This window comes from Aeromonas sp. R2-2 (assembly GCF_040908355.1).
Classification (GTDB): Bacteria; Pseudomonadota; Gammaproteobacteria; order Enterobacterales; family Aeromonadaceae; genus Aeromonas; species Aeromonas veronii.
In genome coordinates this window covers 149,759-159,018 of the sequence record NZ_JBFODQ010000059.1, presented here as the reverse complement: position 1 = coordinate 159,018, position 9,260 = coordinate 149,759, and the positions used below count along the sequence as shown (strand labels likewise).

Here is a 9,260-nt window from a genome sequence, read left to right as displayed (position 1 = left end):
TCCTTAATCCAGAAAGCTGAACATGTCGTCGACGTCGCCGTACTCGTCTTCCTCGACCTTGTTCTTCTCTTTGGCCTGCATCACCAGCTCGGCGGCAAACTTGTTGATGATGCCATCCCAGCTGGAGTGCTCGTTGCGCAGCAGCGCCTTGATGGCTTTCTCCACCTCGGGGGCCAGCTCGCGAATGAGCATCAAGAGGCTTCTCGGGTCATCCAGCGCGTAGTCGTGGACATCCTCGCTCTGCTGGCGCTCGCTGTAGCGCAGGGACTCTTCGAGATCTTCCTCTTCGGCGTGCAGCACGTCGCGATAGCCTTCGTCCTCTTCATAGCGATCGCCGCGATAGAACTCGATAAAGGGGATGGCGAGGTAGAAGAGACCGGCCGGATCTTCGGCCACGCACTCGAGGATCTCGCGCTGCTTGGCTTCACTATCCTGGGTGCGGATCAGGTAGTTGAGGAAGTCGAAGGTGTGCTGTTGCAGCTCGTCGGCGTTGTTCTTGATCGCCTCTTCCCAATAGAGCGGCTGCTGGCAGACGATGTCGCGGATCCGCTCCGGGGTCATCAGCTCGGAGATGATGGAGGGGAAGGAGATATCGTGCTGGCCGTTAATCTGGGTCAGGGTAACGATATCAATGTTTTCAATCACTTCTGCCAGCTGGTCGTCAGACATAGTCTTGGCGATCAGCTCGAACTTCTCACTGGCCTGCTTCGGCTCGATAACGGCCAGCTCTTTGATCTCGATGGCGGTAATTTCTATCAGACTGTTGCTCATGCCTTGCCCCAATTAGAAACGGACTTCGTCGTACATATCCTGATCGCCGTCGTCATCACCATAGCGGTCACTGCCGCCGTGGTAGTCGGCGTCGGCATCTTCCCCGTCTTCATCTTCTTCGTCGCGCAGCTCATAGTCGTCATCGCCGCGGTGGCTGCCGCGTGGCAGCGGGTTGTCGAGCAGGAACAGCACGGCGCAGGCTTCCATCAGCTGATCTTCGCTCTGGGCCCGCACCGCCTTGACCAGCGGCAGGGCGGCGTTGTTGAAGCCGACGCTCACCTTGAACTCGTCCCAGCTTGGCTGCTCGCCGCTGGTGAGCCACTTGTTCCACTGCGACTTGGCCTTGGCCGGGAACTGCACCCGACCATAGAGGGCCAGCGGCAGATACTCGGGCATAAACTCCAGCATGCTCATATCGGCCAGCAGCAGGCTCTTCATCTGGTCGGTGAACTGTTCCAGCCCCTTGGGGTCGTCCTGATCCCGGTAGGATTCGATGTTTTCGCTGGCATCGCTTTGCAGCGACTTGAGCCGCGCCTGGTCCCATCTCTTTTGCATAGTTGCTCTTTCTGCCTGCTGTTTCAGGGGTAGAACTGATCCCACATCTCCTGCATGGCGGAGGCGGGGTCGGTCACGATGACGTTGTTGAAATCCTTGATAAAGGCGGCCCGCTGTTTCGGATCGGACAGCACTTCATAGGCCTGCTTTACCTGGTGCAGCTTGATGGCTGCCTGCTCTTTCTCTTCTTCACTGGCCCCGTGCAGCTTGTCGGGGTGGTACTGGTTTGACAGCCGACGATAGGCTTTCTTGATGTCGTTTTCGCTGGCGTTGGACTTGACGCCCAGCACCCGAAAGTAGTTGTTCATGGCAGATCCTGCATCACTGGCATCATAGGATTCACGCTGCGAGTGCCTGATGGTGGGGATTGGCAAACCAGGCACGGCAAAAACCCGTCATTTTAACGGAAACAGCCCGCCAACGCGATGAGTTGGGCGATCAATTAACGGGCGAGATGAAGAGGTGTCAGTTGAGCGTCTATTGTTGCCAGTCGGTCTGGCCAGTGCAAGGGGCGGGCACGGGAAGGCGATGAAAAAATGGTCAGTGGCGAGTGTGGGGTGAGATGGCGGCGGCAGCGCAAATCGGGCTGCAGCCGCAGAGGTTACTCCTCCCAGAAGGAGGCGGAGGTGTGGTAGATCATCTTCTTGCTCATCCCGCCATCGACCACCAGATTGGCACCGTTGATAAAGTCGTTGCGAGGATCGGCCAGAAAGAGGCAGGCGCGGGTGATGTCGTCGGGGCGACCGACCCGGCCACTCGGGTGCTGGCGATGATCCGCCTCGGTCAGGGTGTGGTAATCCTCCGCCTGGATCCAGCCCGGACTGATAGCATTGACCGTGATGGGGTAGTCGGCCAGCGAGTTGGCGAGGGACTGGGTGAGGGCGACCAGTGCCCCCTTGGAGGCGCCGTAGGCATCCCAACCCGGTTCGTTCTGCTGCCAGCGGGTGGAGGCAATATTGATGATACGGCCATAAGGCAGCTCGCGGTTGGCCTGCACAAAGGCGCGGGCGCAGAGCATGGCGCCGCGCACATTGACCGTCATCACCTGATCGAACTGGGCTGCGCTCAGCTCCTCGAAGCGGGTGTGGAACTTGCTGATGGCGCCGTTGTTGATCAGCAAGTGGATGCCGCCGTGCTGCGCGTGCACCTCGGCAAAGAGCCCCACGATGGCCTGCTCATCGCGCAAGTCGAGCGGGTAAAAGTGGATTTCGGGATGGTCGAAAGCGTGAGGAGCCAGATCGGTGGCGATCACCCGATAACCTGCCTCGGCCAGCCCGATGCAGAGCTGGCGGCCAATCCCGCCAGCGGCGCCGGTGACCAGTGCAATTTGGGGTTGGTTGGTCTGCTCGTTCATTGTGCTGCTCCATTGCGCGCCCGCAGCACCTTGATGAGAGCCGAGACCTCCTGCTGACCAAATCCTTGCGCCACTCCTTCCTCAAACAGATCGGCGGCAAAGCGCGGGAAGCGGCTGTCGATCCCGGCATCGGTGGCATGACCGGCGAGGCGGCTGATGGCGGCGCTCCAGGTTTTCAGGCTGGCGTAGGGGTGATCGAAATCGCCGCTCGCCAGCGTCTTGCCAAGATAGGCCACATCGCCACCGAGAATGGGGGAGAGCTCGCTGAACTGGGCGCACACCTTGGCTACCGGCAACCCTTCCGCCTCGCAGATCAGCGCGCCGTGCAGAGCACCGAGCAGACCACCGGCAAAGTAGGCGGCGACGGCACAATCTTGCGCCGCGGCGGCGCCCACCGCCTCGGCCACATGGTCGAGGGTGGGGGCGAGCAGGCGCAGCACCGGCTCGGCGTCGCTAAAGGCGGTGTTGGCACCGGAGCAGATGATGCTGGCATCTCTGGTGCCGATCTGATCCGGGAAGCAGAGGATGGCGCCATCGAGATAACGGGCGCCGCGGGTGTGGCTCCAGCTCTCCAGCGCTCTGGCCCCCTGCGGACTGCCGGTGGAGAGCTGCACCAGCAGCTTGCCCGCCACCGCATCGCTCGCCTCGTCCAGCAACTGTTGGCTGACGGCGTAGTTATCGACGCAGACAAGGGTGATATCGCTTGCGGCGATGGCCGCGCCAACCGAGGGGGCGAGTGTCGCACCCAGCGCTTGCAGCGGGGCCGCCTTGGCGGCGCTGCGATTCCAGACGGTGACCGGATGGCCCGCCTTGAGCAGGGTGGTGGCGAGGGCGGAGCCCATGGCCCCGAGGCCGATGACAGAGAGATGGCGCATGATGGCTCCTGGCTGTGTTGATAGACGCTGATATAGAAAATTGGGATGCCTTGTGACAGGTGAGCCACTATATTTGCCCCGTGTCGCCGTGAAAAATGGCTTTTATGACTGTCTGGTATAGGTGAATTCTATGGATGTGCGAACCCTGCGTGCGTTTGTGGCTGTCTTCGAGGAGCGCAACATCACGGCGGCGGCCACCCGTCTTTTCATTACCCAGCCCACCCTCTCCACCACCATCAAGACGCTGGAGGATGAGCTGGGGGTGACCCTGTTTGTGCGGCAGGCGCGCGGGGTGGAGGGAACCGAAGCGGCGCACCGGCTCTATCCCCGCGCCAAGCGGTTGATCGCCGACACCGACTCCCTCGCCCGCGAGTTTCGTGAAACCTCCCCCTGCCTCGAGCTGACGGTGGGAATTGAGGCTGATCTGGATGATGGCGTGGTGGGGGCGCTGGTGCAAGGGGCGCTCGCCCACGAGGAGATCCTGCTGACCCTGGAGGAGGGCTGTTGTGGCGATGTGCGGCTGGGGTGTGAATCCCTGCGTTGTGGCGACGAGCTCTTTATCCCCCTGCTGGAGGAGGAGTTCGTGCTGGTGCTGCCGCCGGATCACCCGCTGGCGGGCAAGGGGACGCTCACCCCGGCAGCGCTGGCGAACGAGCCCTGGGTCACCTGCCCGCGCCACGACTCCCACCTGCGGCTGATCGCCATTCTCGGCAATCAGGCGCCGCTCTATCCACGGAGGGCGGGGTCGCTGCGACTGGCGGCGACTATGGTGGCCGCCGGGGCGGGGATCGCCTGGTTGCCCCGTTCGCTTTGTCCGCCCGGCTGTACAGTCGCCGAGCTGGCGGCCTCTTCCTTCAAGCGGCGGGTGGGGCTCTGCTACGCCCCGGATGCGTTGCGCTCGGCAGCGGTGGCGGCCCTGCTGGAGCAGGTGCGCGGGATGCAGCTCCCCGCCTGATGTCGGCATAAAAATGTCTGCATAAAAAAGGGCCATCCGGTGGGATGGCCCTGTTGAAGGCAATGTTGTTGCGTGGCTAGAGCGATGCCCACCAGAGCCGCAGCTGCAAGCCCCACTTCGAGCTCCAGCCGGTGGTGCTGCTCACAAGCGTCCCATCCTTGATAACGAGGAACGTCGGGGTGACCCCTACCTGCCACTGGGCGGCCAGAGCTCCCGACTCGTCGTTGTGGGTCGGGAAGGTGAGCCTCTTCTTGCTCATCCCCTTGGCTAACTGCTCCGAATTGCCGGAGCGCAGCGCCACCGTCAGCACGTGTTCCCCCTCTTGCCAGAGCTGCTGTACCGCCGGGGTGGTGAAACGGCAGACACCGCACCAGCTGGCCCAGTAGTAGACCAGCAGCGGCTTGCCCTGACTCAGGGTGGCGAGATCCGTACTGGTGCCATCCTGCAGGGTGACGGGGGCGCTCATCGCCCCCTCTGGCAGGGTTGGGGTGCGCCACAGATCCAGCAGGGTCGAGATGATCAGCGCCATCAGCAGCAGCCAGAGCGCCTCCTTGCCCCAGCGGCACCAGCGGGGTTGAGGGTTGGTAGTCATCCCTTACCCCTGCTTGGCCAGTTCGGCCTTCACCAGCTGCTCCAGCTCCTCATAGGGGATGGCGCCCGGCACCAGCTGGTTGCCGATAAGCGTCGCCGGTGTGCCCTGTACCCCGAGGATGGTGCCGATGCGCAGGCTGTTGCGCAGCTCTTCGGTCGCCTTGGCGGCCGGTTTGAGCGCGGTGTTGCCGGTGGCGGCCAGCGCCTTGTTGATGTCCGCCTCGGTCAGCATCCCCTGCTTGCTCATCAGCTTGTCGTGCAGGGTGAGGAAGCGGGCGGGATCTTGCTGCCACAGGGTCAGGCTGTATTGGGCCGCCTTGGCGGAGGTCTGCCCCTTGAACGGCAGCAGCTTGATCACCAGCCCCAGATCGTCCGGATAGGCCTTGAGCAGTTTGGTCAGCTGGGGATCGAACTGCTTGCAGTAGGGGCAGTTGTAGTCGGTGAACAGCACCAGCGTCAGCTTGGGGTTTTTGGCTCCCAGACGCGGGCTGGTGGCGCTGTTGAACAGCACATCCTTGTTGCCCTTGATGAAGTTGCCAAGCTGCGCCTCCTGGGCTGCCGCGTTCTGTTTCTCCCAGGATTCGGCGGCCTCATCGAGGATCTTGGGATTGGCGATCAGGGTCTCGCGGATCAGCTCCTTGATGCGCGCCTCCTGCTCCGGGGTGAAGGGGGCAGCGTGCAGGGTCGGAGCCAGCAGGGCTGCAGAAAGGGAGGCCAGCAGGGTCAGGGTACTCAGAGTCGGTTTCATGGTTGCTCCTTAAAATCGGGTGGTGCCAGCCTGAAGCAGGCCAGCCTTGTGCAATGTGGTCAGCAGCTCGTCCTTGTCGAGCAGGGGTGACAGCGTGACCCCCTGCGGCAACTCCGGGCCGTAAATCTGGTTGAAGGGGACGGCCGCCGCGCCCCGCTTACGCAGGAAGGTGGCGATGGTGTCGTTCGGTTTGCTCCAGTCGCCGCGCAGGGCCACCACATCGGGGGCAGAGAGGGCCTGTTGCACCTCATCGCGCAGCAACACGTTGTATTTGTTGGCCTTGCAGGTGACGCACCAGTCGGCGGTGACATCGATAAAGACCCGCTTGTTCTGGGCCAGCGCATCTGTGATGGCGCGTTCGGAGAGCGGCTGCCAGACCACCTTGTCAACGCTGGCCGAGCCCTGCGCGCTAAAGGCGCCGCTCAGCAGCAGGGGGCTGCCAATCAGGGCGGCGAGGGCGATCGCCAGCGTGAAGCCGCGCATGCCGTAACGCCAGATGATGCCAGCCAGCAGCGCCAGCAGCATGGCAACCATCAGCCAGCTGGTGGCATAAGTGCCGAGATGGTTGTCGAGCAGGCTGGTGAGCCAGAGGCTGGAGCCCAGCATCATCAGGCCGAGCAGGATGCGCAGATGGTTCATCCAGCGCCCCGGTTTCGGCAACCAAAGGGCGAGCCGTGGCAGGGCCGCCACCAGCAGCCAGGGCAGGCTCATGCCAATTCCGAGCGCGGTGAAGATCAGCCAGAGCTGGCCGAGTGGCGCCGCCAGCGCAAAGGCCACCGCGGTACCGAGGAAGGGGGCCGAGCAGGGGGTCGCCAGCAGAGTGGCGAAGCTCCCCTGCAGGAAGTGACCGCCGAGGCCGTTGCCGCCGCTGTTGGCGAGGCGGGTGCTGAGGGCGCTGGGCAGGCGGATCTCGAACAGCCCCAACAGGTTGGCGCAAAACAGCATGGTGACCAGCACCATCAAGCCGATAAAACCGGCGCTCTGGAACTGGATGCCCCAGCCGACGGCCCCTTGCGTGGCGCGCAGCATACTGCTCATGGCCGCCAGCACCCAGAAGGAGGCGATGATCCCGGCGCTGGCGGCGAGGAACTGCTTGCGCACCACTCCCTGTTCACGCTCCTGATGTTGCAACACAGAGCCCAGCTTGAGCGCCAGCACCGGCAGCACGCAGGGCATCAGGTTGAGGATGAAGCCGCCGAGCAGCGCTGCTCCCAGCAACCAGAACAGCGAATGGCTCTGGTTGGGCAGTGCGAGTGGCGCGCCGATCGTCCCCTTGCCCTGCCACGCCTGTTCGCCGCTGGTGAGCAGCAGGCCGAGGGATTGGCCGCGCAGATCCGGCGCATCCCCCTGCCAGCCATCGCTCACCGGCACCCGGGCGATCAGGGTGTTGCCCTCGACCTCAAGCGCCGGTTTGCCAAACTCGGCCCCCTCCAGAGCGTCGATAAAGAGCGCTGGTGATTGCCAGCCCTCTGCCCGCTCGGCGCGCAGTTGCAGCTGGTTGTGCTGATAACCGAGCTCGATCCGGGTCTCGGCAGGCAGCGGCTGGGGCAGGGTACTCATCGCCTTCGCCCAGGCAAAATCGAAGTCGGCTGGGGCCTGCCCATCCACCGTGAGGGTGAAGGGAAAGTCGGTCAGGATGCAGACATTGCTGCAGGTGGAGAGGCGCAGAGTCCCCTTGAGCGGTTGCCCAGTTGGGTAGTTGAGGCTGAGGGGGAAGGTCACGTCCCCCTGATAACCCTGGGTGCTGAGCCCGGCTACCTCGAAGTGACGTGGCACCGGCCAGCGCCACTGAAAGTCTCCGACCGGCTCGTCCCACAGGATCTGGGGGGCAATGCCCCCTTCTCCCGGACTGTGCCAGTAGGTTTTCCAGCCTGACTCCAGCTCGACATCGAGCAGGATGCGGGTCTGATCTGCCGTGCTGCGGTCGGCCTGCAGCCGTACCCGGGCGTGATCATTCTGTGGACTGGTGAGCCAGCCCGTGTCGCTGGCCAATCCCATGGATTGCCACAGCAGACCGCCCAGTAGCAGGGCTGCCTTGAAGAGATTCGACATCTTTTTGGTCTCGCAAAAATTGAGTGACAGCTAACGAAAGAACGCAGCCGAACTCATTCCCGCCAGACGCACAGGGTGAGGTGCAGACGCCGCTCGGGTGGCGAGATGCCTCTGGGAGGGGGCAGTGGCGGTGTGTAGCGCCAAAGGGGGGCCAGCAGGGCGATCAGCACCGCCACGGCAAAGAAGAGCTGTTCGACGCAGAGCAGGGTGGCGGCACTTAGCCACTTGCCGTTGAGCTGGCAGCTGGTGGGTTGCGGGCTGGCCGGTTTGGCATCCTCTTGATCCGTTGCCGAGCCTGGAACGGGCAGTGCCTGACAGCTGAGGGCGTGATCGAGCAGGGCAAGCCGGGCCAGCGGCTGGGCCGCACAATTGAGCACCAGCAGGCAGACCAGCAGCAGGAGATGTTTCGCTACCCGTTGTTGCAAAATCATGTTCGCCCCGTCCATCAAGATGGGGCCATCCTAACGACCAATGGCGGGTGGGGCAAGTCGGCGGCGTATTGATGAGCAGTACTGTGGGTGGCGCGACGGGGAGGGTGGTCGGTTCTGTTTGGCGAACGCTTGTTCGCTAAAAGGGGGATCAGTATACTGCGCCGAGTTAAAACTCGAGGTGTTCGATGCTCAAAATTGCCCGTGTGCTGCTGCTTGGTCTGCTGCTCATTTTCTGGTTCCTGTTTGGCCTGCTGCTCTGTCTGGTTCGTCCGCGCCATCCCAACAACGTCTATGTCTTCGCCCGCATGTATCACGCGGTCTGCCCGCTGATCGGGCTGCGAGTCAAGGTGACGGTGGCCGACGAGGTCAAATCGGTCGGCCCGGCGGTCTACGTCTGCAACCACCAGAGCAACTTCGACATCTTCACCGTGACCGGTGCGGTGCAGCCCGGCGTGGTGGCGGTAGGCAAAAAGAGCCTGCTCTGGTTGCCGCTGTTCGGCCTTATCTTCTGGCTCTCCGGCAACGTGCTGATCGACCGCTCCAACCGCTCCCGTGCCATCGGCACCATAGGTCAGGTGGTGGATCGCATCAAGAATCGCGGCACCTCCATCTGGATGTTCCCGGAAGGGACCCGCTCCCAAGGGCGTGGCCTGCTGCCGTTCAAGGCGGGTGCTTTCCACACTGCGGTACAGGCTGAAGTGCCCGTGGTGCCCATCGTCTGCTCCAGCTACTTCGGTCAGGTCGACCTCAATCGCTGGGACAACGGCGAAGTGCTGGTGGAAGTGATGGCCCCGGTCTGTAGCAAGGAGCACGGTGCCAGCGGCATTCGCGATCTCTCCGATACCTGCCGCGCCCGGATGGAGGCCAAGCTGACCGAACTGGACAGCAAGCTGGGCCACAGCCACGCCGCCTGACGGATATCGCAGAC

11 protein-coding genes are annotated in these 9,260 nt (G+C 63.0%); 2 read left to right on the top strand and 9 right to left on the bottom strand.

Translation table 11 applies throughout. The features are described from left to right. Positions 1 to 3: 3 nt before the first annotated feature. From AB5Z09_RS11740 to AB5Z09_RS11720, 5 genes are all read right to left on the bottom strand, one after another. Positions 4 to 771: a hypothetical protein gene (locus tag AB5Z09_RS11740; RefSeq protein ID WP_005343119.1), complete on the bottom strand. Its 768-nt coding sequence runs from the start codon at positions 769 to 771 to the stop codon at positions 4 to 6. A gap of 12 nt (positions 772 to 783) precedes the next feature. After that, positions 784 to 1,326 (bottom strand): hypothetical protein, encoded by a 543-nt coding sequence (locus AB5Z09_RS11735; protein ID WP_040067053.1) that lies wholly within the window; start codon positions 1,324 to 1,326, stop codon positions 784 to 786. A 23-nt stretch (positions 1,327 to 1,349) separates the two neighbouring features. Further along, complete coding sequence (locus tag AB5Z09_RS11730; protein ID WP_005343121.1) at positions 1,350 to 1,634, bottom strand: DnaJ domain-containing protein; 285 nt, start codon at positions 1,632 to 1,634, stop codon at positions 1,350 to 1,352. 293 nt (positions 1,635 to 1,927) lie between these two features. Further along, positions 1,928 to 2,680, bottom strand: a complete 753-nt coding sequence (locus AB5Z09_RS11725; protein WP_368195358.1) for an SDR family NAD(P)-dependent oxidoreductase — start codon at positions 2,678 to 2,680, stop codon at positions 1,928 to 1,930. Continuing rightward, entirely contained in the window at positions 2,677 to 3,555 is an 879-nt protein-coding gene (locus tag AB5Z09_RS11720; RefSeq protein WP_368195357.1) for an NAD(P)-dependent oxidoreductase, read from the bottom strand. The genes AB5Z09_RS11725 and AB5Z09_RS11720 overlap by 4 nt, the downstream gene beginning before the upstream one ends. A gap of 130 nt (positions 3,556 to 3,685) precedes the next feature. On the opposite strand from AB5Z09_RS11720, the gene AB5Z09_RS11715 reads away from it, so the two are divergent. Next, the gene (locus AB5Z09_RS11715; RefSeq protein ID WP_368195356.1) at positions 3,686 to 4,510 is read left to right on the top strand and encodes a LysR family transcriptional regulator; all 825 of its coding nucleotides are present in this window, start codon (positions 3,686 to 3,688) and stop codon (positions 4,508 to 4,510) included. Between the two features lie 76 nt (positions 4,511 to 4,586). Here AB5Z09_RS11715 and AB5Z09_RS11710 read toward each other — a convergent pair whose 3' ends face one another. Genes AB5Z09_RS11710 through AB5Z09_RS11695 form a run of 4 tightly spaced genes read right to left on the bottom strand, consistent with a single transcriptional unit; the run spans position 4,587 to position 8,332 of the window. Then, positions 4,587 to 5,102 carry a protein disulfide oxidoreductase gene (locus AB5Z09_RS11710; RefSeq protein WP_368195355.1) on the bottom strand — a complete coding sequence of 172 codons (516 nt, stop codon included), beginning with the start codon at positions 5,100 to 5,102 and terminating at the stop codon, positions 4,587 to 4,589. A gap of 3 nt (positions 5,103 to 5,105) precedes the next feature. Beyond that, complete coding sequence (locus AB5Z09_RS11705; protein ID WP_194495034.1) at positions 5,106 to 5,849, bottom strand: DsbA family protein; 744 nt, start codon at positions 5,847 to 5,849, stop codon at positions 5,106 to 5,108. A gap of 9 nt (positions 5,850 to 5,858) precedes the next feature. Next, the gene (locus tag AB5Z09_RS11700) at positions 5,859 to 7,901 is read right to left on the bottom strand and encodes a protein-disulfide reductase DsbD family protein (RefSeq protein ID WP_368195354.1); all 2,043 of its coding nucleotides are present in this window, start codon (positions 7,899 to 7,901) and stop codon (positions 5,859 to 5,861) included. A gap of 53 nt (positions 7,902 to 7,954) precedes the next feature. Next, complete coding sequence (locus AB5Z09_RS11695; protein ID WP_368195353.1) at positions 7,955 to 8,332, bottom strand: hypothetical protein; 378 nt, start codon at positions 8,330 to 8,332, stop codon at positions 7,955 to 7,957. Positions 8,333 to 8,517: 185 nt separating this feature from the next. Here AB5Z09_RS11695 and AB5Z09_RS11690 point away from each other — a divergent pair, with 185 nt between their 5' ends. Then, positions 8,518 to 9,246 (top strand): 1-acylglycerol-3-phosphate O-acyltransferase, encoded by a 729-nt coding sequence (locus AB5Z09_RS11690; RefSeq protein WP_005335875.1) that lies wholly within the window; start codon positions 8,518 to 8,520, stop codon positions 9,244 to 9,246. Positions 9,247 to 9,260 lie beyond the last annotated feature (14 nt).

Coding starts and splice junctions, on each gene's coding strand:
- AB5Z09_RS11740 (WP_005343119.1), bottom strand. CDS start 771: ATGAGCAACAGTCTGATAGAAATTACCGCCATCGAGATCAAAGAGCTG.
- AB5Z09_RS11735 (WP_040067053.1), bottom strand. CDS start 1,326: ATGCAAAAGAGATGGGACCAGGCGCGGCTCAAGTCGCTGCAAAGCGAT.
- AB5Z09_RS11730 (WP_005343121.1), bottom strand. CDS start 1,634: ATGAACAACTACTTTCGGGTGCTGGGCGTCAAGTCCAACGCCAGCGAA.
- AB5Z09_RS11725 (WP_368195358.1), bottom strand. CDS start 2,680: ATGAACGAGCAGACCAACCAACCCCAAATTGCACTGGTCACCGGCGCC.
- AB5Z09_RS11720 (WP_368195357.1), bottom strand. CDS start 3,555: ATGCGCCATCTCTCTGTCATCGGCCTCGGGGCCATGGGCTCCGCCCTC.
- AB5Z09_RS11715 (WP_368195356.1), top strand. CDS start 3,686: ATGGATGTGCGAACCCTGCGTGCGTTTGTGGCTGTCTTCGAGGAGCGC.
- AB5Z09_RS11710 (WP_368195355.1), bottom strand. CDS start 5,102: ATGACTACCAACCCTCAACCCCGCTGGTGCCGCTGGGGCAAGGAGGCG.
- AB5Z09_RS11705 (WP_194495034.1), bottom strand. CDS start 5,849: ATGAAACCGACTCTGAGTACCCTGACCCTGCTGGCCTCCCTTTCTGCA.
- AB5Z09_RS11700 (WP_368195354.1), bottom strand. CDS start 7,901: ATGTCGAATCTCTTCAAGGCAGCCCTGCTACTGGGCGGTCTGCTGTGG.
- AB5Z09_RS11695 (WP_368195353.1), bottom strand. CDS start 8,332: ATGATTTTGCAACAACGGGTAGCGAAACATCTCCTGCTGCTGGTCTGC.
- AB5Z09_RS11690 (WP_005335875.1), top strand. CDS start 8,518: ATGCTCAAAATTGCCCGTGTGCTGCTGCTTGGTCTGCTGCTCATTTTC.